Source organism: Enterococcus silesiacus (assembly GCF_001886225.1).
GTDB lineage: Bacteria > Bacillota > Bacilli > Lactobacillales > Enterococcaceae > Enterococcus_L > Enterococcus_L silesiacus.
The window spans coordinates 39,214-65,089 of sequence record NZ_JXLC01000009.1 but is presented as its reverse complement, the minus strand read 5'-3'; the positions used below and the strand labels follow the sequence as shown (position 1 = coordinate 65,089).

General features: G+C 36.2%; 26 protein-coding genes. 19 read left to right on the top strand and 7 right to left on the bottom strand.

Translation table 11 applies throughout. From position 1 onward, the window contains the following. Positions 1–91: 91 nt before the first annotated feature. The 4 genes from RV15_RS07990 (at position 92) to RV15_RS07975 (ending at position 3,771) form a co-directional block, all read left to right on the top strand. Positions 92–370: a YiaA/YiaB family inner membrane protein gene (locus tag RV15_RS07990; protein ID WP_071877531.1), complete on the top strand. Its 279-nt coding sequence runs from the start codon at positions 92–94 to the stop codon at positions 368–370. Between the two features lie 342 nt (positions 371–712). Beyond that, entirely contained in the window at positions 713–2,467 is a 1,755-nt protein-coding gene (gene dnaX / locus RV15_RS07985; RefSeq protein WP_071877530.1) for a DNA polymerase III subunit gamma/tau, read from the top strand. Between the two features lie 15 nt (positions 2,468–2,482). After that, entirely contained in the window at positions 2,483–2,797 is a 315-nt protein-coding gene (locus RV15_RS07980) for a YbaB/EbfC family nucleoid-associated protein (protein ID WP_025872942.1), read from the top strand. 140 nt (positions 2,798–2,937) lie between these two features. Continuing rightward, complete coding sequence (locus tag RV15_RS07975; RefSeq protein ID WP_083429133.1) at positions 2,938–3,771, top strand: PrsW family glutamic-type intramembrane protease; 834 nt, start codon at positions 2,938–2,940, stop codon at positions 3,769–3,771. Positions 3,772–3,891: 120 nt separating this feature from the next. Here RV15_RS07975 and RV15_RS07970 read toward each other — a convergent pair whose 3' ends face one another. Together RV15_RS07970 and RV15_RS07965 are read right to left on the bottom strand one after the other, a co-directional pair. Further along, the gene (locus tag RV15_RS07970; RefSeq protein WP_071877529.1) at positions 3,892–4,329 is read right to left on the bottom strand and encodes a MarR family winged helix-turn-helix transcriptional regulator; all 438 of its coding nucleotides are present in this window, start codon (positions 4,327–4,329) and stop codon (positions 3,892–3,894) included. A 30-nt stretch (positions 4,330–4,359) separates the two neighbouring features. Further along, positions 4,360–4,692 (bottom strand): darcynin family protein, encoded by a 333-nt coding sequence (locus RV15_RS07965; protein ID WP_071877528.1) that lies wholly within the window; start codon positions 4,690–4,692, stop codon positions 4,360–4,362. Positions 4,693–4,914: 222 nt separating this feature from the next. Between RV15_RS07965 and recR the strand changes: the two genes are divergently transcribed. Further along, on the top strand, positions 4,915–5,511 hold the full coding sequence (recR, locus tag RV15_RS07960; RefSeq protein ID WP_071877527.1) for a recombination mediator RecR: 597 nt from the start codon (positions 4,915–4,917) through the stop codon (positions 5,509–5,511). Between the two features lie 59 nt (positions 5,512–5,570). On the opposite strand, the gene RV15_RS07955 is transcribed toward recR, so the two are convergent. After that, entirely contained in the window at positions 5,571–6,242 is a 672-nt protein-coding gene (locus RV15_RS07955; RefSeq protein WP_245791281.1) for an O-methyltransferase, read from the bottom strand. 253 nt (positions 6,243–6,495) lie between these two features. Here RV15_RS07955 and RV15_RS07950 point away from each other — a divergent pair, with 253 nt between their 5' ends. The 12 genes from RV15_RS07950 to RV15_RS07895 all read left to right on the top strand — a co-directional run bounded on the left by RV15_RS07950 (position 6,496) and on the right by RV15_RS07895 (position 18,348). Beyond that, positions 6,496–8,238 (top strand): SpaA isopeptide-forming pilin-related protein, encoded by a 1,743-nt coding sequence (locus tag RV15_RS07950; protein ID WP_071877525.1) that lies wholly within the window; start codon positions 6,496–6,498, stop codon positions 8,236–8,238. A gap of 169 nt (positions 8,239–8,407) precedes the next feature. Continuing rightward, positions 8,408–9,052, top strand: a complete 645-nt coding sequence (gene tmk / locus RV15_RS07945; RefSeq protein ID WP_071877524.1) for a dTMP kinase — start codon at positions 8,408–8,410, stop codon at positions 9,050–9,052. A gap of 14 nt (positions 9,053–9,066) precedes the next feature. After that, a complete protein-coding gene (locus tag RV15_RS07940) occupies positions 9,067–9,396 on the top strand; it encodes a cyclic-di-AMP receptor (RefSeq protein WP_010760520.1) in 330 nt (109 codons plus the stop codon). Between the two features lies 1 nt (position 9,397). Continuing rightward, the gene (holB, locus tag RV15_RS07935; protein WP_071877523.1) at positions 9,398–10,348 is read left to right on the top strand and encodes a DNA polymerase III subunit delta'; all 951 of its coding nucleotides are present in this window, start codon (positions 9,398–9,400) and stop codon (positions 10,346–10,348) included. A 14-nt stretch (positions 10,349–10,362) separates the two neighbouring features. Then, positions 10,363–11,202 carry a PSP1 domain-containing protein gene (locus RV15_RS07930; RefSeq protein WP_071877522.1) on the top strand — a complete coding sequence of 280 codons (840 nt, stop codon included), beginning with the start codon at positions 10,363–10,365 and terminating at the stop codon, positions 11,200–11,202. Further along, positions 11,195–11,542, top strand: a complete 348-nt coding sequence (locus RV15_RS07925; RefSeq protein ID WP_071877521.1) for a DNA replication initiation control protein YabA — start codon at positions 11,195–11,197, stop codon at positions 11,540–11,542. Before RV15_RS07930 ends, RV15_RS07925 begins: the two co-directional genes overlap by 8 nt. Positions 11,543–11,627: 85 nt before the next feature. Then, the gene (gene rsmI / locus RV15_RS07920; RefSeq protein WP_071877520.1) at positions 11,628–12,506 is read left to right on the top strand and encodes a 16S rRNA (cytidine(1402)-2'-O)-methyltransferase; all 879 of its coding nucleotides are present in this window, start codon (positions 11,628–11,630) and stop codon (positions 12,504–12,506) included. 329 nt (positions 12,507–12,835) lie between these two features. Then, positions 12,836–14,053, top strand: coding sequence for an ammonium transporter (locus RV15_RS07915; protein ID WP_071877519.1), 1,218 nt, complete (start codon positions 12,836–12,838; stop codon positions 14,051–14,053). An 11-nt stretch (positions 14,054–14,064) separates the two neighbouring features. Continuing rightward, positions 14,065–14,406, top strand: a complete 342-nt coding sequence (locus RV15_RS07910) for a P-II family nitrogen regulator (protein ID WP_071877518.1) — start codon at positions 14,065–14,067, stop codon at positions 14,404–14,406. A gap of 265 nt (positions 14,407–14,671) precedes the next feature. Then, complete coding sequence (locus RV15_RS07905) at positions 14,672–15,649, top strand: HD domain-containing protein (RefSeq protein WP_071877517.1); 978 nt, start codon at positions 14,672–14,674, stop codon at positions 15,647–15,649. Between the two features lie 45 nt (positions 15,650–15,694). Then, positions 15,695–16,843: a DNA polymerase IV gene (gene dinB / locus RV15_RS07900; protein ID WP_071877516.1), complete on the top strand. Its 1,149-nt coding sequence runs from the start codon at positions 15,695–15,697 to the stop codon at positions 16,841–16,843. Between the two features lie 92 nt (positions 16,844–16,935). Continuing rightward, on the top strand, positions 16,936–18,348 hold the full coding sequence (locus RV15_RS07895; RefSeq protein ID WP_071877515.1) for a cryptochrome/photolyase family protein: 1,413 nt from the start codon (positions 16,936–16,938) through the stop codon (positions 18,346–18,348). 180 nt (positions 18,349–18,528) lie between these two features. Here the strand turns inward: RV15_RS07895 and RV15_RS07890 are convergent, their stop codons facing one another. From RV15_RS07890 to nrdD, 4 genes are all read right to left on the bottom strand, one after another. Next, on the bottom strand, positions 18,529–19,317 hold the full coding sequence (locus RV15_RS07890) for an SDR family oxidoreductase (RefSeq protein WP_071877514.1): 789 nt from the start codon (positions 19,315–19,317) through the stop codon (positions 18,529–18,531). Positions 19,318–19,349: 32 nt separating this feature from the next. After that, positions 19,350–19,478: a hypothetical protein gene (locus tag RV15_RS19055; protein ID WP_281246828.1), complete on the bottom strand. Its 129-nt coding sequence runs from the start codon at positions 19,476–19,478 to the stop codon at positions 19,350–19,352. 33 nt (positions 19,479–19,511) lie between these two features. Next, positions 19,512–20,114, bottom strand: a complete 603-nt coding sequence (gene nrdG, locus RV15_RS07885; RefSeq protein WP_071877513.1) for an anaerobic ribonucleoside-triphosphate reductase activating protein — start codon at positions 20,112–20,114, stop codon at positions 19,512–19,514. 269 nt (positions 20,115–20,383) lie between these two features. After that, positions 20,384–22,576, bottom strand: a complete 2,193-nt coding sequence (nrdD, locus tag RV15_RS07880) for an anaerobic ribonucleoside-triphosphate reductase (protein WP_071877512.1) — start codon at positions 22,574–22,576, stop codon at positions 20,384–20,386. A gap of 309 nt (positions 22,577–22,885) precedes the next feature. Between nrdD and RV15_RS07875 the strand changes: the two genes are divergently transcribed. Beyond that, the gene (locus RV15_RS07875; RefSeq protein WP_071877511.1) at positions 22,886–23,653 is read left to right on the top strand and encodes an ABC transporter ATP-binding protein; all 768 of its coding nucleotides are present in this window, start codon (positions 22,886–22,888) and stop codon (positions 23,651–23,653) included. Next, complete coding sequence (locus tag RV15_RS07870; RefSeq protein WP_071877510.1) at positions 23,643–25,727, top strand: FtsX-like permease family protein; 2,085 nt, start codon at positions 23,643–23,645, stop codon at positions 25,725–25,727. Before RV15_RS07875 ends, RV15_RS07870 begins: the two co-directional genes overlap by 11 nt. Positions 25,728–25,876: the final 149 nt, after the last annotated feature.

Here is a 25,876-nt window from a genome sequence, read left to right as displayed (position 1 = left end):
ACTACTTTTTTTAAAATTAAAATAAGGATTGTCATTTAATAAATAATAATGCTATACTAAAACAGTATTATTATTTTTAAAGGAGAGAATTATGAAAAAGAAAGCTTACAGAAACACACCTGCATTTGTCTTTCTAAGTTGGGGATCATTTGCCTTTTTTGTGGCATTGATGTTGATTGGCTTATACACACTAAAAGAACCATTGATGGTTAAAGGCTACTATTTGATGGGATCAGTTGGATTGATTTCTACCTCATTTACACTTTCAAAAGTGATTAGAGATAATCAAGAAGATGAGGAACGCTACAATCAAATGTTCCGCGCAAATGATGGATTAGCCAATAAAGATGAAACAGATACACATATTTAATAAATAAAAAAACGCTTGGAGTGCAGTACCAAACTAAAAAATGGCTGTTTGTTTCCATCGTTTAGCCTAATTTAGAGGTTGGGACAGAAGCGTCTAATCCCGAGAAATAAGAAGGAATTCACGAAAATTGCTCTTCAAATTTTTGTGAATTTCAGCTTATTTCCGAAGGGATTGCTTCTGCTCCCACCGTTTATTCGGATAAAAAGAGCCTGAGGCATAACTTGAAAAGTTATGCCTCAGGCTCTTTTTAAAATATTTTTTGATGCCTTCGCTTTTTTAATGCCTTATTCATAAAAATCACGTATAATAGAAGATAGTGAAATTTCGAGGGAGGGGTAAATTATGGCTTATCAAGCTTTGTATCGTGTCTGGCGTTCACAGCGTTTCGATGACGTTGTTGGACAAAAAGCAATTACGCAGACATTAAAAAATGCGATCATACAAAAGAAAACCTCGCATGCCTATCTGTTTACCGGTCCAAGAGGAACAGGGAAAACAAGTGCGGCGAAAATTTTTGCTAAAGCAATCAACTGTAAACATAGTGTAGATGGGGAACCATGTAATGAATGTGAGACGTGTATTGCAATCACTGAAGGACGTTTGAACGATGTCATTGAGATCGATGCAGCCAGTAATAATGGTGTTGAAGAAATTCGTGATATTCGCGATAAAGCCAAATATGCACCCACACAAGCTGAATATAAAGTCTATATCATCGATGAAGTACATATGTTGTCCACGGGAGCCTTTAATGCGTTATTAAAAACGTTAGAAGAACCACCGCAAAATGTTATTTTTATCTTAGCGACGACTGAACCGCATAAGATTCCATTGACGATTATTTCAAGAACGCAACGGTTTGATTTTAAACGCATCAACACACAAGATATTGTTGATCATTTAGGTTATATTTTAAAGCAAATTAATGTTGAGTTTGAAGAACAGGCATTATATGTGATCGGTCGAGCAGCAGAAGGTGGAATGCGGGATGCCTTGAGTATTCTAGATCAGACGATTTCCTTCAGTGATGAAAAAGTTACCTTGACTGATGCAATGCAAGTAACCGGTAGCTTGACCTATGAAATGATGGATCAATATATTTCCAGTTGTGTAACAGGCGATGTTGAACAAGCCTTAGAAATATTGGAGAATATCCTTAGCTCAGGGAAAGAAGCAAGAAGGTTTTTAGAAGATCTATTATTATATTGTCGTGATTTATTGATGTTTCAACAAGCACCAAATTTATTAGCTGAAAAAGTTGGGAATTTAACTGAGAACTTTAAAGCGTTAGCAGGACAGACTGCCGCAGAAAAAATTTATCAAATGATCCAAATTCTAAGTGATACGCAAAATGATATCCGTTTTACCAATAATGCGAATATTTATCTTGAGGTAGCAACGGTTAAACTAGCAAAATCAGTTAAAAAACCAGTCGAAATTTCGACTGAGACACAACCTGTAGCAACAACAGAGATGGCTACATTACAGCAGCAAATCGAACAATTACAAAAAGAACTAACAGAGCTGAAGAAAAATGGTGTTTCAGCCAAAGAAGCTGAACCAGTTAAAACAACACGAGCAACAAGCAGCAAAAACGCGCTGCGAATTCCAACAGAACTGGTTTATAAAGTGTTGAATGAGGCAACCAAAGACCATTTACTAAACGTAAAAAATGTCTGGGATGATTTATTACAAATGATGTCAGTAACACAAAGGGCGATGTTGAAAGCGAGCGAGCCAGTTGCAGCAAGCCCTAAAGGCTTAGTAATTGCGTTTGAATATGAAATTGTCTGCGGTCGAGCCATGGAAGATGAGGAAATGCAGTTAGCAATTCATAATAATTTAAGCCGTTTGGTGAACAATTATGCACCTGATATGGTTTGTATCACAAAAGAAAGCTGGCCGAAACTACGCCAGTCTTTTATCAGCCAAAATAAAGAAACATCAGATGATCAGTCAAATGAAGATCGTCTAGTTAGTAATGATGAGAACCATTTGTTAGCAGATGAAGTTCCAACAGAAGAAGTCAATACTCAAGTAGTAGACGAAGCGATCGCACTATTTGGCGAGGAGCTAGTTGAAATAATTCAAGATTAAGAGGAGAAGATAGTTATGATGCGTGGCATGGGAAATATGCAAGGAATGATGAAACAAGTTCAAAAAATGCAAAAAGATATGGAAAAAGCGCAAGCCGAATTGAACGAGCGTGAATTTGTGGGAGCCGCAACTAATCAATTGGTGACAGCAACGTTTACTGGCGATCGAAAAATGAAAGATATCGCAATTAAAGAAGAGGTAGTTGATCCAGAAGATGTCGAAATGCTACAAGATCTTGTAATTATGGCGGTAAATGATGCATTGACTAAAGTGGAAAAAGAAACCGAAGCCACAATGGGTAAATATGCTAAAGGGATGCCAGGATTTTAGTTTAAAAGATACTATTCAAAAAAGATGACCTCAAAATGAATTTTGGGTCGTCTTTTTTAGTATTTTTTTATAATTAATATTTAGATAAAAATTGTTATATACTCAATATAGAAAGTCATCAAGTATTTAGGAGGAATAGGATGTTAAGAAAAATTAGTTTATTTTTATTTATTTTGTTGTCTGCTATCGGAGTGAGCTATGAATTAGACAGCATTGGGTTAACAAATTTGAACAATTCAGATTATTTGGTATTATTTTTAACGTTATTACTATTATGTTTGTATATCGTCCCAGGTGGACTATTGCTAAACAAATATTCTAATAATTTTAAGATTAGCAACTATATTATTATTATTGCAATTTTTGGAGGGGCTTTTATCCCTGGCTGGCTATCAGCTTTCGGCAACGAGTTTGGTCAGAATTTGATCAAGGCTCTGTTTGAACATACTCCAACTATTGCGAGCTGGATGGATTCTTTGACCGCTCCGCTTGTTGAAGAAACAACTAAATTTTTATGTGTGCTAGCGGTTATTTATTTATTAAAAATTAAAAGCTTACCTGAAGTTTTTGGTGTAGGAGTGAGTGTGGGGTTAGGTTTTCAGATCATGGAAGATGTTTCTTATGTGGTGAATGCAGCAAGCGAATCTATTCAAGAGGTCGTACCCCAAGTGATTATTAGAATATCTGGTTCGATAAGCTCTCATTGGTCTTATACTGGAATTCTTTCATTGGGAGTTATTTGTTTGCTGACTAAGAATAAAAGTATTAGTAAACGCGATAGTTATCTTTGGTTTATTGCGCCAGTCGTCCTTCATTTCTTGTGGAACTCTCCTTTAAATGAGTATGAATTTAATGGTATTTCGATTGTTTCGGCAATTTTAACTACGTTGACGATCCTCTTAGTTATTCAAATTGTTGATCAATTGAAAGGTTTAAATAATGATAAATTATTAGCAATAGATCATCTTAATTAAGAAATTTATTGATTTTTACAATAAGAAGACATACTTAATAGGCACGATTTTGAGTAGAGTTGTCAAAATCGTGCTTGTGATCATTTTATAGAAGATTATATGTCTTTAGCTAATGAGCTACTAATCTAGTTCTTCCTTTTTTTCTAAATAACTTGAAACCTGTTTTAAATGCTCTATCAATGCAATGAAATTTTCTGTCCCGTCTTGCTTTTCTAGATAGCTTTCAGTAGTAGCGATAGCTTTTCGCATATCTTCTACTAATTTTTCACCAGAGGCACTAAGAAATAGATTATAAGAACTTCTCTTTTGAGGGCTTGGCTGCTTTATAATATATCCTCTCTCACAATATTTTTTGACAACTCTGGCAACCAAACCTTTATCAACCATTCTTTTTTCAGCAAGAAAGTTTTGTGTGCAGCCAGGGTATTCTTCAATTGTGAGAAAGTAATTATAATCAGCAGGACTAATGTCAAACTCCTCGATTTTTCTTTTATTGGTTTGTAAAAGTTGGCGGTAAATACGATCGATCCACTTACCTATTACGATATCATTATTCATTAAAAATACCTCTTTTCAATTTTAGAAATATCAAGCGATTCCCTTTTGTTTTTCAAAGGCTTTAAACGCATCTTCCACACCAAAAATAACATCTTTTATTTTAAAGTATCCTTCTGTATATAAGTTCGTGTCACGGATTTCTTCCCACATAAAATGATAACCCGCTATATCCGTTGTTTCATAAATTGCAAAATCAGTATAATTTGCGCCAGGAAAAGCTTCTGCATCAAAAAAGCGGACAGATATATTAGGATATTTATTGATAATAGCGAGTAGACTCTGTGCTTTCTCATTTCGATTCTCCCGAGAAAGTTGCAACCATTTTGGGTAAAATTCCAATAAAACGATAAATGTATGATTCATAAAAATCATCCTTTCAAGTTTTCTATAGTAATTAAAACATGTTTGGTTGACTTTGTCAACTTTGTTGTATGCTAAAAATAAATTAGATTAATTTTAGGAAGTTAAAAAGACAATTTTTATAAAATCACCTACAAAAAATGGTATAATCAATTTTAGTCTTATAATGGATAAATAGTTTGAAACCAGACGCGAATCGTCTGAGTTTGAAAGGATTTGAAAGTAATGCATTATCCTGAACCAATCGCAAAATTAGTCGAAAGTTATATGAAATTACCAGGTATTGGTCAAAAAACAGCCGTACGTTTGGCTTTTTATACACTTGATATGAAAGAAGAAGATGTTAATGCATTTGCAAAATCGTTGATTAGTGTGAAACGGGATCTACATTTTTGCAGTATTTGTGGCAATATCACAGAAGAAGATCCCTGTGAAATCTGTCAGGATACGACAAGAGACCGTAGCATTATCTTAGTTGTAGAAGAATCAAAAGACGTCATGGCAATGGAGAAAATGCGGGAATATCATGGATTGTATCATGTCCTTCATGGTGTATTATCACCAATGGAAGGAACTGGTCCGGAAGATATCAATATAGCTTCTTTGATCCAGCGTCTGCATGATGACGAGGTCAAGGAAGTGATCATTGCAACGAACGCCACGACAGAAGGCGAAGCGACAGCAATGTACTTGTCTCGTTTGATCAAACCTGCCGGTATTGTTGTGACAAGATTAGCCCATGGATTGTCTGTTGGTAGTGATATCGAATATGCAGATGAGGTTACTTTACTAAAAGCTGTGGAGGGACGTCGGGAACTTTAAAGTATAAGTCAAAAAATAGGTGGAACAAAAGTTTTTTTACTTTGTTCCACCTATTTTTACTATTCTACGATACTAATGGTAAAGCCATCATACCCTTTTATTCCAACTGTCTCAATAGCGGTTGAAGTCAGGTTAGGCAAAGAGGCTAGATCATCCACAAAAGAACGGACTCCAATAACCCTTCCATCAGAGCTATTTTGATCAATAACAGCCCCATCACGTACGACATTATCACCAATAATAATAGTGCCAGGACGAGCAAGTTTTAGTGCATAATTTAAATAAACGGAGTTGTTTTCTTTATCTGCATCAATAAAAATTAAATCGAAAGCAGGTGTTTGAGCTTGCACCATTTTTTCTAAACTGTCAGAAGCTGCACCGACTAAGATCGTTGTTTTATCTGAAACTCCTGCAATAGTCAGGTTTTCTGAAGCAACTTCTGCATGTTTCTTATCGTATTCAAGAGAGATAACTTGTCCGTCATTTCCAATTGCTTTAGCAAACCAAAGTGTACTATATCCGCCAAGAGTCCCAATTTCCAAAATACGATTAGCGCTTTTGATCTTTGTGAGAAGATATAAAAACTTTCCTTGAGAAGGAGATACATCATGCGGAGGTAATTGATGTTTTTGATTATTAGCCAGAATTTGATCAAAAATTGGGTCGTTTTCCACTAGCTTCTCAATAAAATAGCCATCAACTGCTGCAAATAATTTTTCCAAAAAAATCACTCCTATTTTTTATTGGTATTTCTAAAATAAGTATACACCCATTTTTGCTGAGATAACGGTTATTTACGTTGATTCAGCAATTTTTTTAGTTTAAGGTGTTTTGATGGTCTGCTTTTTTTGAAAAATAAATACATAAAATTAGAATAGTTATTATATAATTTGAAAAAGATAAAAATAAAATGTAATATATGCTTTGTTTTTATTTTTTTGAATAAATATAACTAAAATTAATTTGTAACAGGGGTGGGGAATAATGCAGGAGAAATTTTATAGGTCCATTAAGGTGATTGTTTTAAGTGTCATGTTTGTTGGAATTTTGATTAGTTCAACGATGCTTTTTAAAACAAAAACTGAAGCAAAAGAAATCAACAACACCATTCAAAATGTAAAAATTACCAACGAACATGGGGAAGATCAAGCATCTTTTAAATCGTGGGATATCATCCAAGTTCACATGGATTGGAGTATACCCAATGGAAGTGCTCAAAAAGGTGATACGACATTGATCGAATTGCCAGATGAGTTAGATTTGGTCAATAGTTTGTCTTTTGATGTGCTGGATGAAAGTGGAGCAGTTGTGGCTACGGCAGTTGCTGATAAGGGATCAAAAACAGTTTTGCTTACCTATACTGATTTTGTAGAAACCCATTCTAATGTAAAAGGGACATTGCAGTTTCTCAGTCGCTTTGATAAACAAGTAATTGAGGAATACGGCACGATTAAACTAGTTTTTCCAATCAACAAAACGACAGAGGTTTCCACCGAAGTTGAGGTTGAAGAAGCCACAGACGATCCGAATGAGGTAATCAATAAATGGTCATGGTTTTCATCTGATTCTAGTACGCTTTATTGGGAAGTTCGTGTAAATGCCAGTGGACAAGAATTTCCGAATGCTGTTGTTAAGGACACGTTTCAAACGGACAACTACACATTAGTTCCAGGCTCGATCAAAGTGACATCAGCAGAATTTCCCGATGGAGACCAAGGAATTTTTGATAATCCAATGAACAAAGTCGATATCACAAGCCAAGTGACAATCACTTATCTTCCTAATGGTTTTACAGTCGATTTTGGTAATATGCCAGAGGGAATTGGCTATCTTATTTCTTATGACACGACGATCGATCATCAACCTCAAGATCAAGAGGAGTTTTCTAATATCGCAACTTTAGAGAGTGATCAAATAACCATTGATTCAAAGGAATCTAAAACGCAGTATTCTGACGGCAACGGCTCAGGAACAGGAGAGGTATTCTCTATTCAATTAATGAAAACTTCAGAGGATGGAACGGTATTGGCTGGGGCAGAATTTGATGTCTTCAAAAATTCTACGAGTGAACTTATTGGTAAAATCATTACAAATGAGCAAGGGATAGGAGAAATAAGTAATTTATTACAAGAAGACTATACACTGATTGAAACAAAAGCGCCAATTGGTTTTATTTTAGATGCAACACCTATAAAGATCGCCTCAAATGAGTTTCAAAATAAGCTGGCCGTTAAGCAAGTAATAAATAAAGCTGAGCCAACATCGGGCTCGGTACAATTAATTAAAATTGATCAAACAACGAAAGCAATCTTAAAGGGTGTGGTATTTGAGCTTCAAGATGAGACGGGAAGCACGTTACAGACAGAACTTACAACAGATGAAAAGGGTCAATTACTCGTTGAGGGGTTAGCACCTGGAAAGTATCAATTTCTGGAAACAAAAGCATTAAAAGGCTATATACTAAATGCACAGCCGATTCCTTTTGTGATTACGTCAAGCCAAACTGAACCATTAAAAGTGATTGCTGAAAATCAAAAAGAAGACACACCAGAACCTTTAAAAGAGAGTAGTAATGACAAACAAACAAAGAAAAATACTGACAATCACTCTGAAAATAAAACACTACCTAAAGCTGGAGAAAATACTAGGAACTACTTATTGCTATTCGGTAGTCTATGCTTAGGAATGGTAGCAGTCATCCTCTTTTACAGAAATAAAAGAGTTTAATTTTTTGAGATATGAGCAAATAAAACTGAGGTAAAGTCTGTTAGGCTTTTCATCTCAGTTTTATTTGGTCATCAGGAAAATTTTAATAATAAGGAATTCAATTAGACTGATTGTGATAGATAAAGTATAATAGATAGAAGGAATCAAAGTAAGTAAGGGGATTAGTAAAGTGCAAGGTATTTTTATAACAATCGAAGGACCAGACGGCGCAGGGAAGACTAGTGTTTTAAACGAGTTATACCCAAGATTAGATCTGGCGGCAGAAAGAAGTATTATCAAAACAAGAGAACCTGGCGGCATTCCCATTGCTGAGAAGATTCGTCAAATTATTTTAGATCCAAAAAATCAAGAGATGGATGAGCGGACGGAGGCTTTGCTTTATGCCGCGGCTAGACGTCAGCATTTAATGGAGAAAGTGTTACCTGCTTTAGAAGAAGGTAAGATTGTTTTGTGTGACCGTTTTGTAGACAGTTCGTTGGCCTATCAAGGAGCAGGTAGACGAATCGGTGTTGAAGCGATTGCCACAATCAATGAATTTGCGATCGAAGGAACGATACCTGATTTCACAATTTATTTGGATGTTGACTCAGACACAGGACTAAATCGTATCAAAAACCATCGTCAGCAACAAATTGATCGCTTGGATTCAGAAGGACTTGAGTTTCACCAACGAGTTCGTCATGAATATTTAAAGCTAGTAGAAGAAAATCCAGAAAGAATTACGAAGATCGATGCCAGAATGAGCTTGGAAAATGTTGTAGAAGCAACGTTTCAAGCAATTGTAAACCGTTATCCAGAATATTTTAGAAACTAGGAAGGTGACCGAATATGAAAATTATTTTAGCAATTGTCCAAGATAAAGATAGTAACCGTTTAGCCAATGAATTTATTGATGCCAATATTCGTGCAACCAAACTTTCATCAACTGGGGGCTTTTTAAAAGCTGGTAATAGTACCTTTATCGTCGGGATCGATGATGATCGTGTAGAAGAGGCATTAGAATTGATTAAAAAAACATGCCAATCTCGCAAACAATATGTGTCAACTCCTGTAACATTAGATATTACAATGGATGGACAAGTGCCTTATCCTGTAGAGGTCGAAGTTGGCGGCGCGACAGTTTTTGTCTTGCCAGTAGAAGGATTCCATCAATATTAGGATGAATGAAGCACATGTTTTAAATGAACAACAACCGCTGCTTTACCAGCAGCTTCAAAAAAGTTTCGAGCATGGTCGTCTTGCCCATGCTTATCTTTTTGAAGGCGATACAGGAACTGGTAAAAAAGAATTTGGTTTATGGATGGCAAAACACATTTTCTGTACGAATTTAACGGACAATAACCCGTGTAATCAGTGCAATAACTGTTTGCGGATCGCTGACAATGAGCATCCGGATGTCCTGCGTATTGCACCAGATGGTCAAACAATCAAGGTCGATCAAATCAGAGCTTTGAAAGCAGAATTTAGCAAAAGCGGCGTGGAAACAGCTCAAAAAGTTTTCTTGATCGAGCAAGCAGACAAAATGAGTATTGGTGCAGCGAATAGTTTGTTGAAATTTTTAGAAGAACCAGAAGGAAAAGTTTTAGCTATTTTAGAAACGACCTCGTTAGCGAAAATTTTACCTACTATCCAATCTCGTTGCCAGGTTCTTCATTTCCAACCATTAGTTAAGTCTAAATTAGTCCATGCTTTGGTAGAATCAGGAATCAATAAAAATACAGCCAGCCTTTTGGCAGAGTTGACAAATAGTTTTGACAAAGCAGTTGAAATCTCTCAAGATGAATGGTTTAATGAAGCTAGGGAAATTACTCAACAATGGTTTGATTATATGATAAAAGATGATTTACAAGCTTTTGTCTATGTTCAAAAAAAGATGGTCAAAGTGTTTAAAGAAAAAGACCAACAAGCGTTGAGTTTTGATTTATTACTTGCTTATTACCGCAAACAACTCACTGAAAGTGTGGCGCAAAACCAACTCAAGCGTGTAGTCGAACAGCAGGCCACACGGGTTGAACTGATTTTAAAAGCACGACAAAAGTGGGAAGCCAATGTTAGTTGGCAGAGTGTTTGCGAGCAATTAGTAATACGAATGATCCACCCTAAAACATAAATAGGAGGATGGAAATGGTAGAAGTAGTAGGAGTTCGCTTCCGTGAAGCAGGTCATATCTATTATTTTGCTCCTGGAAAATCAGAGTATTTTTATAATGAGAAAGTACTTGTGGAATCACAGCAATCTAAACAGCTAGCCACAGTTGCGATACCGAAGAAATCTATTGATCCAGAAGACTTACCTGAGGATTTAAAACCCATTTTAAATAAAGCATCAGAAACTGATTTAGAAAAAGAACAAAAAAATGTGGATGATGCTGAAGCGGCTTTAAGTGTAGCCAAAGAAAAAATTCGAGCACATGAATTAGAAATGAAATTGATTCGTGTTGAATATACATTTGACCGCAGCAAGATGGTTTTTTATTTTACGGCAGATGGTCGCATCGACTTTCGAGAACTAGTCAAAGATTTAGCCGCGATTTTCCGTACAAGGATCGAATTGCGCCAAATCGGTGTCAGAGATGAAGCAAAAATTTTAGGCGGGATTGGTCCATGCGGTCGACAATTATGCTGTTCGACTTTCTTAGGCGATTTTATGCCAGTATCCATCAAAATGGCAAAAGATCAAGGACTATCACTGAATCCTGTAAAAATTTCTGGATTGTGCGGTCGCTTGATGTGTTGCCTGAAATACGAAAATGATGAATATGAAGCAGCGAAAAAAGAATTGCCTGATTATGGTAAAGATGTCATTACACCAGATGGAAAAGGACGTGTAGTTGGTTTGAATTTATTGAGCCGCATCATTAAAGTTCGTTTGGTTGGACGTGAAATAGCTGTGGAGTATGATTACGAAGAAATCAAAGAAGCGACAGAAAAAGCTCAAGCCGAAAAAGGTGATCACAATGGATAAACGCTCTTTATACGATGGTCTGAGTTCTTTAGAGACTGATTTACAAGGAACTTTAGGACAATTATCGGAGATTAAAGAAGCACTTCATGAATTAGTTGAGAAAAATACAACACTTGAAATCGAAAATCAGCGTTTACGGGAGCATTTGCAGGAATTGACTAAATTAGCCAGTGACTCTAGTGACCCAGCTAAGCAGGAGTTATCTAAATCTCGAATGAATTTGGAAAAACTTTATGAAGAAGGGTTTCATGTCTGCAACATTTTATATGGCTCACGCCGGGAAAATGATGAAGAATGTGCTTTTTGTTTAGATGTAATTTATGGTGAACGATATAAATAAAAAGTTGGGACAAAAGGAGCTGCTTTTAGGCTAACTGCTTGTGTCCCAGCTTTCTTTTTTCAAAAAATCAAAAAGGAGTTTCTCTATGCAAAAACAAAAAAGTTTTGATTCATCCGGCATCGGGCAGCTATATTTAGTGCCGACTCCAATAGGAAACTTGGAAGATATGAGCTTCCGCTGTATCAATAGTTTAAAAGAGGCGACGATCATCGCCAGTGAAGATACTCGAAATACGCAAAAATTGTTGAATCATTTTGAGATAACAACCCCCCAAATCAGTTTTCATGAGCATAATTATAAAGAGCGAATTCCGCAATTTATCGAACGCTTAGAGGCTGGTGAAATCATCGCTCAAGTCAGTGATGCTGGGATGCCTTCGATTAGTGATCCTGGGCATGAATTAGTTGAAGCATGCATCGAAGTAGGGATCAAGGTGATTGCCCTACCTGGACCTACAGCAGGTATTACCGCATTGATTGCTTCTGGGTTATCTGCGCAGCCGTTTACATTTTATGGCTTTTTACCTCGGAAGAAAAAAGAGCAAGTAGCCGTTTTAGAAAAGCTAAAAGCAGCTGAACCAACGCAAATTTTTTATGAATCACCTCATCGAATTGCGGTCACGGTTAAGCACTTATCAGAGGTTTTCGGTGAAGAGCGGAGAGCAGTGATTTGTCGTGAACTGACTAAACTTCATGAGGAATATCTTCGAGGAACTTTGGCTGAGCTGAGAGATTACTTAGCAGAGCATCCGTTAAAAGGCGAGTGTTGTCTTTTGGTTGAGGGAGCTGACAGCCTAGCAGCTATCAACGAAAATCCAGATTTGGAGCTGTCAATCAAAGCGCATATCGATGTTTTAATGGATTCTGGAAGTTCTTCCAAAGAAGCAATCAAAGAAGTTGCCAAGCTTCGAGGGTTAAAAAAACAAGAAGTGTATAAAGAATTTCATGTAGATCAAGAGGAATAAACAGAAATAAGATTGGAGCAGAAGTGTTTAACTCAGAGAGTTACGTCTGCTTCAATCGATTGCTGTGATTCCTTGAGGCTAGGATGTGACTCGTAGAGTTATGGACTAGTCTTTTTTTGTTCAAATTGGTTTGTCTGGTTCAGGTATGATACTGTTATGGAAACGCTCTATTGGTATAGATGTTATTTTTTATAACGTGAATTGTCAGAAAAATGAAATTATTTTTGCTGAATGAGTGATTTCTATTAGGATAAATCCAAGATCGATGCTAAAATAACCGACAAAGCTAAAATGAAGGTAGGCTTAACTTTGATATTGGAGGAGTTTGTATGGAAACAGGAAATATTGCGTTTATTATTGTATGTTCAGCGATGGTCTTTTTGATGACACCGGCATTAGCATTTTTTTACGGTGGTTTAGAGCGTAGAAAAAATATCCTTAACACGATGATGATGGTGATTTGTGTCATGGGTTTAGCATCAGTCCTTTGGGTTGGTCTGGGTTATTCTATGTCATTTAGCGGCGATGATTTGTTTGTTGGCAACTTAGATAAATTATTTTTTAATCAAGTGTCCATGACAAAAGGCGAGACAATTCCAGAAAGCTTGTTTGCTGGATTTCAAATGATGTTCGCTTTGATCACAACAGCAATCATCACGGGAGCGGTGGTTGGGCGGATGCGTTTTTCTGCAATTTTTTTATTTATCGGTATTTGGTCGATCATTGTTTATTATCCAATGGCACATATGGTTTGGGGCGGTGGCTTTTTAGACAAAATCGGTTCGATCGATTTTGCAGGCGGAAATGTGGTGCATATTAGTTCGGGCATTTCTGGTCTCGTATTAGCTTTAGTTTTAGGTCAGCGTAGAGAATATCGACAAACGGAATACCGGCCTCATAATATTCCCTTTGTTGTGTTGGGTGCCGGCTTACTTTGGTTTGGCTGGTTTGGTTTTAATGCAGGATCGGCTCTGGCAGCAGACGGACTAGCGATCCACGCATTGTTAACAACAAATACGGCAGCGGCCAGTGGGATGCTTTCATGGATGCTAATTGAAAAACTGGCAATCGGAAAACCAACGATTGTCGGTGCTTGTACCGGTGCTGTAGTAGGACTTGTGGCAATCACGCCAGGCGCAGGCTTTGTTTCGCTTTGGAGTTCATTTATATTGGGTGCGTTGGTTAGTCCGGTTTGTTATTACTTTATTTCATTTATTAAACATAAATTTGGTTATGATGATGCACTAGATGCATTTGGTTGTCATGGTGTTGGTGGAATTTTTGGTGGGATCATGACAGGAATTTTTGCAGATCCTGCTGTAGGTGGGAAAACAGGCCTGCTTTATGGTGGAATAGAATTGTTTATAGCCCAAATTGCTAGTATTGTTTTTACAATCGTATTTGCAGGCGTTGCTAGTTTTATCATCATTAAAGGAATTCAATTGTTCATGCCAATCCGAGTTTCAGCCAAAGAAGAAGCACTAGGATTAGATCGAATCGAACATGATGAAACAGCTTATCCAACATTTATGGGATTAGATTCTTAGGAGGAAGATCGATGAAAAAAGTAGAAGCAATCATTCAACAAGAAAAATTAGAAGAGTTGAAAGTTACAATGGCTGATAGTTTTGAAACACTAGGAATGACTGTAAGCCAAGTGCTAGGATTTGGAAATCAAAAAGGTCTAAAAGAATATGTACGTGGACAGGAAATCATCACCTCATTATTACCAAAAGTCAAAGTCAGCTGTGTTGTGTTAGATGAAAAAGTAGAAGAAGTCATTTCCTTGATTTTGGCTATTTGTCAGACAGGAGAAGTGGGAGATGGTAAAATTTTTGTTTATAATGTAGAAGAAGCAATTCGAATCAGAACAGGTGAAAAAGGCACAAATGCCATTTAAAAGAAGTAATCCAGCAGGCTTTTAAATGCTGGATTACTTCTTTGTTTTTTATAACTTAAGTTTACTCAAAAGACGAATCATCAATCTCTTTTATACGCTCTGCCGCTTTGTCGTCAGATACGTTTGTGTATTTCTGAATGACAGTGAATGCTGGGTTTTCATTATTAAAAAAAAACATAAATTACAAAAAAGTAAATGTAGTTGTGAAAGAACAAACGTTCGTGTATAATGTAAGTAAAAGAAAGTGTGTTTTAAAGGAGAAAAAATGATTATTGAAGACGTATTATATGGTTCATTTAAAGTTGAAGAAGTTCTTACGGGATTGATCAGATCACAAGAGATCCAACGTTTAAAAGGTGTCCATATGGCCGGACCAGCAGTTTTGATCAATTCGGCTTGGAATGAGACAAGATACGAACATTCCATAGGCGTTATGTTATTGATCAGAAAACTAGGTGGAACTATAGAAGAACAAATTGCAGGCTTACTGCACGATGTCTCACACACTGCGTTTTCTCATGTGGTTGATTTGGCTCTGTCTAATAAAAATGATGATTATCATGAACAAATCAAAACACAATTAATTGAGCAATCTACAATTCCAACCATATTAAAGCAGTATGGTTTTGATTATCGGCAGATTTTATTTGATGATGAACAATGGTTATTACTAGAACAACAAGCACCTTTACTATGCTGTGATCGAATCGATTATACATTACGAGAAGTTCACCGTTATTTTTCTGTTCCAATACAAAAAATTCACCAATTTTTAAAGTCAATCAAAATTATTGAAGATCAAATCGTTATAGACTCAATCGAATGGGCCATTTGGTTTATAGATCAGTATCAAAAAGTAGTGATCGACTTTTTTTACGATCCTCGAAATATTTGCAGCTATGAGTGGATGGCAAAAATAATCCAGCTTAGTCTGGAAAATCAAGAAATTACGTTAACTGACTTAATGATGACGGATTCAGCGTTTCTCAAAAAATTAAAATCAAGTGATTCTGTGGAGATAATACAACTACTGGATAAAATGGATCGTCCACCGAAGTGTAGTGTCTGCTCTAGTGAGGATCACTATGATATCCAGCAAAAGAAAAAAACAAGAATTGTTGATCCTTTAGTAAAAGTAGCAGATGACATTGTTTCGGTATCAACTATTTCACCAATTGCTCAAGTAAAACTTGAAAAAATACTTCACGCTAGTCACAAGGGAATTTACCTTAAATTCGATTAAGACTGGAATGACACACCACATTTAGTTTAAAGGAGGATGGCAATTATGATCAGTGAACTGCGTTTTCCCTTAAAGAAGGATACATCCCGCAAAATTATTCATATCGACATGGATGCCTTTTTTGCTTCTGTTGAAGAACGTGATCATCCTGAATTGGTAGGACATCCTCTAGTAATCGCACGCCATCCTAGTGATACTGGTGGTAAAGGCGTGGTAACTACGGCCAATTATGAAGCACGTAAATTTGGAATCCATTCTGCCATGAGTGCTCAAAAAGCCTATGAACTATGCCCCAATGCAATTTTTAAACCAGGTAGTTATGAGAAATATTCTGAAATTTCACAACAGATCAGAGAAATCTTTCGCCGATACACAGATATTATTGAACCAGTTTCAATCGACGAAGCGTATTTAGATGTAACAGTGAATAAAATCAATAGTAAATCGGCTATCAAGATCGCCAAATTAATTCAATACGATATATGGAATGAATTGCATTTAACGTGTTCGGCTGGGGTGAGCTATAATAAATTTTTAGCAAAATTAGCTTCTGACTTTCAAAAACCAAAAGGCCTAACGGTTGTAATGCCAGACGATGCTGAAGTATTTTTAAAAGCGTTGCCGATCGAAGCATTTCATGGTGTGGGTAAAAAAACGGTCCCAAAAATGCATGATTTAGGTATATATACTGGCGAAGATCTGTACAAACAAGATGAGATGGAATTAATTCGTAATTTTGGTAAGATGGGTTATTCTCTTTACCGCAAGGTTCGCGGCATTCACGATTCACCTGTAAATATCACAAGAGATCGCAAATCAGTGGGCAAAGAACATACATATGGCACACCACTAACGACTGAAGCGCAAGTAACTGCTCAATTAAGACAATTAGCAGAACGCGTAGAAGAATCATTAGATCGGGTCCAAAAACACGGAAAAACAGTTGTCTTGAAAGTGCGTTATACGGATTATACAACAGTAACAAAGCGTCAGACTCTTCCAGAATATATTTCTAAAAAAGAAGAATTATATTATCAGGCAAACTTGATCTGGGAAGAAATTCTGGGACTTGAACAAGGAATTCGGTTATTAGGGATTACTTTGACGAATCTTGATCCGATGGCGTATGAAAATATGGTATTGCCTTTATGGGAAAAACAAAAGACAGAGGAAAGCGAAGAGTTACAGAAGTGAGTGATTAGATTAAACACGTGACGTTAAATTTTAGTGATTTCTTGGTAACTATGCTACTATCTTTATAATCATAAACACGAAAGGGAAAAACAATGGGCAAAACAGTTATGTGGTTTCGCAAAGATCTTCGTTTGGATGATAATACAGCTTTTAACAAAATGATCGAAGAGAGCACAGAAACGGACGAACTCATCTGTCTTTTTCAACTAAATCCGACACAGTTTTTAGAAGAAAGCTTCAATCATGCTGCTTTTTTTAATAGCTTGAACACTTTTTTTGAGCATACTGAAGCAAAAGGTGTCTCAATTCATTTTCTATATGGAGACTTAGAGGAAACTTTTACTGAACTAAAGAAGAGTTATCAAGAGTGGGATAAGATCTATTTTAATAAAGATGAACGTGGCTTTGGTCGACAACGAGATCAGGACATGCTGGCTTTTTTTGAGAATAATCAAATTCGAGTACATTCCTATCAAGATAGTCACTTACACGGTGTTGAAGAAATTAAAAAGCCGACAGGTGAGAGTTACAAAGTGTTTACACCTTATTTTAGAAAATGGCTAACACTGCCAAAGTCTCCCTATGAAAGAACGACAAAAATAACTAGATCATTTGAAAAGCTTAGTCATCCATTATTCAGGAATGGTCAAAAAGAGTTTGAAAAGATTGTTGAAAACATAAATTTACCATTTGACTATGAGTGTGGAGAAGCTGCGGCTGAAGAAGTGTTAAAAGAGTTTATCAAAAATCACTTACACGACTATCAAAAAGGGCGAGACTATCCTTTTTCAGATCAAACAAGTAAACTATCGAGATTTTTAAGAACAGGAGAGATATCCATTCGAAAAGTTTGGTACGCTCTTAATGCCGAACCAGATTCAGATAGTCGTCAGACGTTTATTTCTGAATTATGTTGGCGGGATTTTTATAATATGATCTATTTTGAGAATCCTAAACAAAAGACACAAGAAATCAAGGAGCAGTATAGACAGCTCCAATGGACCTCGAATCAAAATGCTTTTGAATGTTGGAAAGAGGGACAAACTGGTTTTCCAATTGTAGATGCTGGGATGCGACAACTCAATCAAATTGGCTGGATGCATAATCGGGTACGCATGATCGTCGCTTCTTTTTTGATAAAAGATTTAATGATCAATTGGCGAAAGGGAGAAGAATATTTCCAACAAAAATTAGTTGATTATGATCCAGCCAGCAATATTGGTGGTTGGCAATGGGCAGCTTCTACAGGAACTGACGCAGTTCCTTATTTTCGGATATTCAACCCCACGTTACAAGGTAAAAAATTTGATCCGCATGGTGACTTTATTCGTCAGTATATCCCTGAATTAAAAGCTGTACCAAATGAATATATTCATGAACCAAGTAAAATGCCAGCTGCGCTTCAAAAAGATATTGCCATTTCTTGCGGAAAAGATTATCCTAGTCCCATCGTTGATCATCAGAAAATCCGTTCAGAGATCTTGGCTTTTTTCAAGACAAATTGATTTTAGTCTAAACAAAAAATGACCAAGAATCATAGTGAAGTTATGAACTGGTGATTCTTGGTAGCTAATTGGTGTTCTTCAAATTTTGTGAATGCCAATTTATTTCTCGAAGTTGCCTCTGATCTTATTTTTTATCTGTATTTCAAGAAAGTTAGTTTCTATGTTTTTGTCTAACAGCGATTAAAGTAAAGATTCTGCACCGTCCACATAGAGTTCTGTTCCAGAGATATTTGCTGACACATCCGTAGCTAAAAATAAAACGGATTGTGCAACTTGGTCACTGGTTCCTGTTTCATTTTTCAAAGGTCGATCGCCTTCTGGAAATTCTACCTTGATTTCAATTTTTTTTAATTCATCTGAATAAGTTGTTTTTTCATTGATTGCTGTATCAATAGCCCCCGGGCAAATTGCATTGACACGAATATTGTAGCGAGCAAGCTCTAAGGCTGCCATTTTAGTAAACGCTACTTGTCCAGCTTTTGAAGCACTATATGCGGAAGCACCAAAATTATTAAAAATTCTCGTACCATTGATAGAGCTTGTTACAATGATTGAACCGCCATTTTCTTTCATATGGGGAATCGCAAATTTTATACATAAAAACGTACTACGTAGATTCGTATTTATCGTAGTATCCCATTCATCAACTGTTAGGGTTTCAATCGGTGCCCACGTACCATTGATCCCAGCATTACTGAAGAAGATATCCAAGCCTTGAAGACTGTTAGTTAATTCGTCGATGGCCTTTTTTAAACGGATTTCATCGGTTACATCCACGCTTCTATAATAGCAATCATAACCATTCTGTTTGAACTCTTTGGCAATAAGCTCCAACCGACTTTTGTCAGCGTCAATCAACCCAACATTAAAGCCTTTTTCTATAAACAATTTGGCTGTAGCAAAACCAATACCAGAAGCAGCGCCTGTGATGATCGCTTTTTTAGTAGTCAGTAGTTGACTTGTTTTCATAATAGTGTATCCTCCTATATTTTTGGGTAATATTATTTAGTAACGAAGCCTTCTATTTTGTATTGTAATACGCCAATAAAAGATGAGCCAATGATTTGATAATGAATAGAAAGAAAGACCGATAGAGCAACAAGAAAGTTTTCTGCTGCTGTACCGGTCAATGGCGAAACCTGATTTTTCTTATGGAATAAGACTTAAATCAGGTTTCCTTTTTTTATTTGTTCATACACTTGTTCAGCGTCATGACATTTGTCCCAAATGATAGCTTGTCCACAGGCTAGAGATTTCTTGACATCAAGAATCCGCTGATTACTACTGCCTCTGAATTGGAGATTCAAGTTTCTTTTTGATAATTCAAATCGTCCGTCTACTAAGATATCAATTTTATTCAATAGTTCCAACTTGTCGCTGGATTCTAATAATAATTCTTCAAAGGTATAGCCTGACCAAGACCAAATGTCTTTTTTGTCACCAAATTCTTTATGAACTCGATCGACAACGGTCAAACAAACCGCTGTATTTAAAAAGGGTTCCCCACCTAATAAGGTCAAGCCCTGTACATAATCATGTGATAAATCTTCGATGATTCTATCTTCTAATTCTTTTGTAAAAGGTTTACCGTAGCGGAAATTTTGGACGGCTTGATTAAAGCAACCTTCACAGGCAAATAAACAGCCGCTAACATATAAACTATTTCGCACGCCTTCCCCATCTACAAAGTTAAAGGCTTTGTAATCACCAATATAATTTTGACTAAGTTCTTCTGCTAACCATTCTTGTGGTTTAGGATTTCTCATGTTAGTCATCCTTTCAAATAAAAGCAATGTCTGCAAAGCGTTGCACGAACCAACTCTTCGAAAAAAAGATAACTCTTACTAGTGACAAAGAGCGTCACGACCGAGCGTTCCTATTTTTCTGTCAGAGTTAATCGGTTCGCTCCACTTTTTATTTAATCTAGCTGCACGAACCAACTCTTCGGAAAAAAGATAACTCTTACTAGTGACAAAAAGCGTCACGACCAAGAGTTCCTATTTTTCTGTCAGAGTTAATCAGTTCGCTTCGCTTTTTATTTCATATGTTTCACTCGTGATGAGATTTCTTTATGGCGTCCGTGAACCATTGGTCGAGCTTGTGGATTACCTAAATAGCCGCATGTTCGTTTCACTACATCACAGGATTTTGGATCGTGATTACCACATTGTGGGCATTCAAAACCGCGCTGTGTGGGGTTGAAATCTCCTTCAAAACCACATTCGTAACAATGATCGATTGGTGTGTTTGTTCCTAAATAACCAACACGATCATAGGCATAATCCCAAACAGACTCTAAGGCCTTGGGATTTTGCTGTAAGACTGGGTATTCACAATAATGGATAAAACCACCGGAGCAATATTGCGGATAGTCTTTTTCAAAATCTAATTTTTCAAATGGGGTTGGATTTTTACGAACATCATAGTGGAAACTGTTTGTATAATATTCTTTGTCTGTGATATTTTCGATCACGCCAAATTTTTCAGTATCCAAACGACAGAAACGGTCTGTTAAACTTTCACTTGGTGTTGAATAGACGCTAAAGTGATAACCATATTCATTGCCCCAGTCATCAGCATGCGCTTTTAAATCTTTTAAAATTTCAATTGTAAAATCTTTGGCTTCAGGATTAGTCTCCCAATCGCCACCATAAAAGGCAGAAGCGACTTCATATAAGCCGATATAGCCAAGGGAAACGGTCGCACGTTTATTTTTGAATAGTTCATTAACCGATTCTTTTCTTGATAAACGTTTTCCAAAAGCACCATACATATATAAAATCGGTGCATTTGCTGGTGTTGCTTCCTTACAGCGTTCAACTCGATAAACTAAAGCATCTTTCATTGTCTCAAGGCGCTCGGCCAATAGTGCCCAGAATTTATCCACATTGCCATGGGCTTCCATAGCAATTCTAGGAAGATTCAAAGTCACAACACCTAAATTCATACGGCCTACATTGATTTCTTCCCCGTGTTCATCTTTCCAGCCTTGTAAGAAAGAACGGCAACCCATTGGTACTTTAAAGCTACCAGTCAAATCGACTAATTTATCATAATTTAAAACATCAGGATACATCCGTTTTGTCGCACATTCTAATGCCAGCTGTTTGACATCATAATTAGGATCAGTCTCATTTAAGTTTACACCGCGTTTCAAAGTGAAAATCAGTTTAGGGAAAATAGCTGTTCGATGCTCACTACCTAAACCATTGATGCGAATTTGTAAAATAGCTTTTTGAATTTCACGTTCAAACCAATTTAGACCTAAGCCAAAGCCTAAGGAAGTGAAAGGTGTTTGCCCGTTTGAGGTGAATAAGGTATTAATTTCATATTCTAAGCTTTGCATCGCATCATAAATATCTTTTTTAGTTTTACTTTTAGCATAGGCTTCTTGGCGATCAGTTCCTTCGATCCACTCTTTAGCATCAGTTAAATGTTTTTGATAATTTAATTCAGAAAAAGGAGCTAACAATTCATCTACACGGTCTGCTGAACAACCCCCATATTGACTTGAAGCTACATTAGCTATGATTTGTGAAATTTGAGCAGTTGCTGTTTGGATCGATTTAGGTGGTTCAACTTCAGCATTACCGATTTTGAAACCATTGTTTAACATTCCCTTGAAATCAATCAAGCAGCAGTTAGTCATTGGCGTATATGGATGGTAGTCTAAATCATGATAATGGATATCACCTTTTTGATGTGCATTTGCAACATGAGGAGGTAGCAATTTAAGACCAATCGATTTACCAACGATTCCAGCGGTTAAATCTCGTTGGGTATTGAAAACATCACTGTCTTTATTCGCATTTTCATTGACAACGGATTGGTCTTTATTGATTAATTTGCTGATCGTAAAATTAATGTCAGTAGCTTTGCTACGCTCAAAATCACGACGAGTGCGATAATTGATATATTCTTCCGCTAGTTCGTATTCATTTTTTGTCAACAAAATATGTTCGACGATATTTTGGATTTCATAAATTTTTACATTTTCGGCAAAACGATCTGAAATTTCCTGATCGATTCTTTCAACGATTTCTTGAATACGCTCATGGGCAAGTGGGTCCAAAGAACCACGAATTTTTTGTTCAGCTTTGATCAAAGCATCATAAATTTTTCGATCATCAAAATCAACCAGACGTCCATCTCTTTTAACGATTTTCATAGTGTGCAAGGGCGAAGCAGTAGAACTCACTTCATTATTAGCGTGTTTAATCTCCATCATTACTACCCATCTCCTCATAGATTTATTCCTTCCTAATCATAAAACAATTAAGTCAATCTTTCAACTATATATAGTGTGAAATTTAATTTTTATTCCTTTGTAGCAACTACATATAGTGTTTATGAGAAATGAAAAAATAGTGAAAACAACTCCCTAAAAGGTTTGTGGAAATTGTCACAACATTCTTGTTAAGAAAAATAAGGGATTAATAAATTTTTTTTTATTATTACTTAATTGTAAGAGGAAACGATGTTCAGTCTCACAATATATTGGTAGAATAAGGACAATGAATAAAGTGGAGCGAAAACTATGACAAAAATTTTAGAAGTGAATCATTTAAGCAAATCTTACGGTTATCGAAATAATAAAGTTCAAGTCTTAAACAATATTTCTTTTTCAGTAGATCAAGGTGAATTTGTTGGTATCATGGGACCCAGCGGAGCGGGAAAATCTACTTTACTGAATACCATCTCAACGATCTCGCTGCCAACAACTGGAATTGTTCGGATCGATGGGCAAGATATATTGAAAATGCGTGATAATCAAATCAGTGATTTTCGCCGTAAAAAGTTAGGGTTTATTTTTCAGAATTTCAATTTAATGGATACCTTGAATGTCAAAGATAATATTCTACTGCCTTTAGCTTTGGATCGGATGCCTTTAACTGAAATGGAACAACGCTTGACTCATGTTACAGATACTTTAGGAATCAATCAGTTATTGACTGCATATCCTAATGCGATATCTGTGGGACAAAAGCAACGGGTAGCTGCGGCACGTGCCCTGATTACGAGGCCTAAAATCATTTTTGCAGATGAGCCAACAGGATCTTTAGACTCAAAATCAGCCGCAGAATTGCTGCAGTATATGACAAATATGAATGTACAAGATGATGCTACAATTATGATGGTCACTCATGATCCTTATACGGCCAGTTATTGCAATCGAATTCTATTCATAAAAGATGGGGTGATTTTTTCAGAAGTCGTTCGTCAGGGATCTAGAAAAGATTTTTTTAATCGAGTGATCGATATGCAGGCAACGATCGGCGGAGGTGGTCGGGCTAATGATTTTTAATTTATCTTGGAAAAATTTTAAAGGACAATTTCTCAATTATCTGGTTTATTTTGTCAGTATGACGTTTGCCGTTGTCGTTTATTATTGTTTTAGCGCAATTACATATAATAGAAACTTAACAAATCGAGTTGGGCAAGAGGTCCATATTGATGGGGCAATGAATTTAGGCGGTATTTTGATTGTTATTATGATATTAGGTTTTATGTTTGCAGCAAATCACTTCTTTTTATTGAAGCGTGGCAAAGAAATTGGTTTATATCATTTAATTGGGATGCGAAAAGAGCAAATAGCCTTTTTATTTTTTGTAGAGACATTGATTTTGGGTGCGGTATCTTTGATTACGGGGATTATTTTGGGCATTATTTTTTCAAAATTATTCTCGATGATCTTGGCCAAAGCCATGTTTTTACAAGTGGATAGTCTGTTTTCTATTTCCCTTCCTTCCATGATTCAAACGAGTGTGGCCTTTGTTTTTATGCTTTTAGCCGTGTCACTTCGAAGTACTTGGTTGATCTACCGCTATCAAGTATCGAATATGCTGAGAGTCAATAAAAAAAGAGCAGCTGATCCAAATAAAATATCTGTTCTAAGAATTTGTTTAGGTATTTTTGGTGTCGTATTGATTGGTACGGGTTATTTTTTATCGTATAATGTTATTCATTTTGGAACTATCTTGGTGAAAACAAGAGCGGGTTATGCCGGTTTTTTATTGTTACCGTTAATAATAATGTTTATATGTATGTTAGGTACTTATTTATTTTTTAAATATACAATGTATTTAGTCGTATATTTATTTGGAAAAAATAAATATACTTATTATCGAAATTTGAACATGCTTGCATCAGGTAACACAAAACGTAATATTAAAAGAAGTAGCAGTACACTATCGTCTGTCACTATTTTTATTGCGATTGCCTTAGGAATGATTGGTGGAGCAGCTTCTTTTTATACGATCGGGATGAATTCAGTAAATATTACGACGCCAACTGATTTTATAGTGGCCGAAGATGATTATGAAAAATTAGCTCAAAGAATCAAACAGGAACCGGATACAAAAATCGATTCATTAGTCACATTAAATTATAAGTTGACGGGTAGCCGATTTCATCTTAAAATTGGACAGGATGATAATCAAAATACGATAAGTCCAATAAATTTATTAGCTCTTTCAAATTATCAAAAATTTCAAAAAATAAATCCTTATTTAAAAAATATTAAATTTAAGAATGATCAGGATGTTGTTCTTTTGGACAGTATTCAAAATATTTTAGCAGGGTTCATTCGTTATGGTTCTGAGTTTATTTTAACAGATGGAATAAAACTTCATGTTTCTGAAGTACGCCAGGATTATCTGGGGCAAGATTTATTGCGCTATAGTTTTCCGACACTTGTTGTATCTGATAAGCAGTTCAATGAGATAAGTTCAGGTGTCACCTATAGACTGCAAGCTTTTAACATTAATACTGAAGATGAGGATGCTCTGGCAAATAAGCTATCAGAAGAAGTCAAACCTAACTGGATTTCACCGGTGTATAATAAATATCAATGGGTCAACGATCATTTAGAAGGTTATACATCGAAAACCAGTCTACAACCCGAAAAAGATCAATCATCAGAGTTTTCTGAAGAGGGCGAACGGGAAGCTTGGCAATTAAACTATGCAAGTCGCTTTTCGGACTTAAGATATGAAAGAAGAGTGATGGGACTATTCATTTATGTAGCCATGTTTTTAGGCGTCTTAGCCTTGATCATTACAGGAAGTATTTTGATGCTGCAGCAATTTTCAGAAGCTGAAAGAGAAAAAGAAAACTACGATCTGTTAAAGAAAATTGGGATTCCCAAAAAGAAAATCACCCAGCTTATTTATCAGCAAAACAGCATCATCTTTTTCCCGCCGATGATTATTGGGGTTTTACATGCAACGTTTGCGATCTATGTCTTTAGTAGATTAATTTCAAGTTCTGGTTATTGGTTAGCCTATTTATCATGTGGAATGTTGATTTTGATCTATCTTGCTTACTACTTTTTAACTTCAGCGATCTACTCTCGTATCATTCATGGCAAGGATCGTTAATAGTTTAAGTTTCTTTAAAGGGATTTTTCAATGAAGTAGTGGCTTCTATATCATGGTTGAGGCTGTATTTAGTATAAGTGCGGGGTGTCTTACATGATCAAAAGGCTCTTCTAAGGTGTAGAATTGTTTTAGCAGCAAAGCGATTAAAA

Bases quoted from the DNA above. Each gene is read 5' to 3' on its own strand.
- RV15_RS07990 (WP_071877531.1), top strand. From the start codon at position 92: ATGAAAAAGAAAGCTTACAGAAACACACCTGCATTTGTCTTTCTAAGT.
- dnaX (WP_071877530.1), top strand. From the start codon at position 713: ATGGCTTATCAAGCTTTGTATCGTGTCTGGCGTTCACAGCGTTTCGAT.
- RV15_RS07980 (WP_025872942.1), top strand. From the start codon at position 2,483: ATGATGCGTGGCATGGGAAATATGCAAGGAATGATGAAACAAGTTCAA.
- RV15_RS07975 (WP_083429133.1), top strand. From the start codon at position 2,938: ATGTTAAGAAAAATTAGTTTATTTTTATTTATTTTGTTGTCTGCTATC.
- RV15_RS07970 (WP_071877529.1), bottom strand. From the start codon at position 4,329: ATGAATAATGATATCGTAATAGGTAAGTGGATCGATCGTATTTACCGC.
- RV15_RS07965 (WP_071877528.1), bottom strand. From the start codon at position 4,692: ATGAATCATACATTTATCGTTTTATTGGAATTTTACCCAAAATGGTTG.
- recR (WP_071877527.1), top strand. From the start codon at position 4,915: ATGCATTATCCTGAACCAATCGCAAAATTAGTCGAAAGTTATATGAAA.
- RV15_RS07950 (WP_071877525.1), top strand. From the start codon at position 6,496: ATGCAGGAGAAATTTTATAGGTCCATTAAGGTGATTGTTTTAAGTGTC.
- RV15_RS07940 (WP_010760520.1), top strand. From the start codon at position 9,067: ATGAAAATTATTTTAGCAATTGTCCAAGATAAAGATAGTAACCGTTTA.
- holB (WP_071877523.1), top strand. From the start codon at position 9,398: ATGAATGAAGCACATGTTTTAAATGAACAACAACCGCTGCTTTACCAG.
- RV15_RS07930 (WP_071877522.1), top strand. From the start codon at position 10,363: ATGGTAGAAGTAGTAGGAGTTCGCTTCCGTGAAGCAGGTCATATCTAT.
- RV15_RS07925 (WP_071877521.1), top strand. From the start codon at position 11,195: ATGGATAAACGCTCTTTATACGATGGTCTGAGTTCTTTAGAGACTGAT.
- rsmI (WP_071877520.1), top strand. From the start codon at position 11,628: ATGCAAAAACAAAAAAGTTTTGATTCATCCGGCATCGGGCAGCTATAT.
- RV15_RS07915 (WP_071877519.1), top strand. From the start codon at position 12,836: ATGGAAACAGGAAATATTGCGTTTATTATTGTATGTTCAGCGATGGTC.
- RV15_RS07910 (WP_071877518.1), top strand. From the start codon at position 14,065: ATGAAAAAAGTAGAAGCAATCATTCAACAAGAAAAATTAGAAGAGTTG.
- RV15_RS07905 (WP_071877517.1), top strand. From the start codon at position 14,672: ATGATTATTGAAGACGTATTATATGGTTCATTTAAAGTTGAAGAAGTT.
- dinB (WP_071877516.1), top strand. From the start codon at position 15,695: ATGATCAGTGAACTGCGTTTTCCCTTAAAGAAGGATACATCCCGCAAA.
- RV15_RS07895 (WP_071877515.1), top strand. From the start codon at position 16,936: ATGGGCAAAACAGTTATGTGGTTTCGCAAAGATCTTCGTTTGGATGAT.
- RV15_RS07890 (WP_071877514.1), bottom strand. From the start codon at position 19,317: ATGAAAACAAGTCAACTACTGACTACTAAAAAAGCGATCATCACAGGC.
- nrdG (WP_071877513.1), bottom strand. From the start codon at position 20,114: ATGAGAAATCCTAAACCACAAGAATGGTTAGCAGAAGAACTTAGTCAA.
- nrdD (WP_071877512.1), bottom strand. From the start codon at position 22,576: ATGATGGAGATTAAACACGCTAATAATGAAGTGAGTTCTACTGCTTCG.
- RV15_RS07875 (WP_071877511.1), top strand. From the start codon at position 22,886: ATGACAAAAATTTTAGAAGTGAATCATTTAAGCAAATCTTACGGTTAT.
- RV15_RS07870 (WP_071877510.1), top strand. From the start codon at position 23,643: ATGATTTTTAATTTATCTTGGAAAAATTTTAAAGGACAATTTCTCAAT.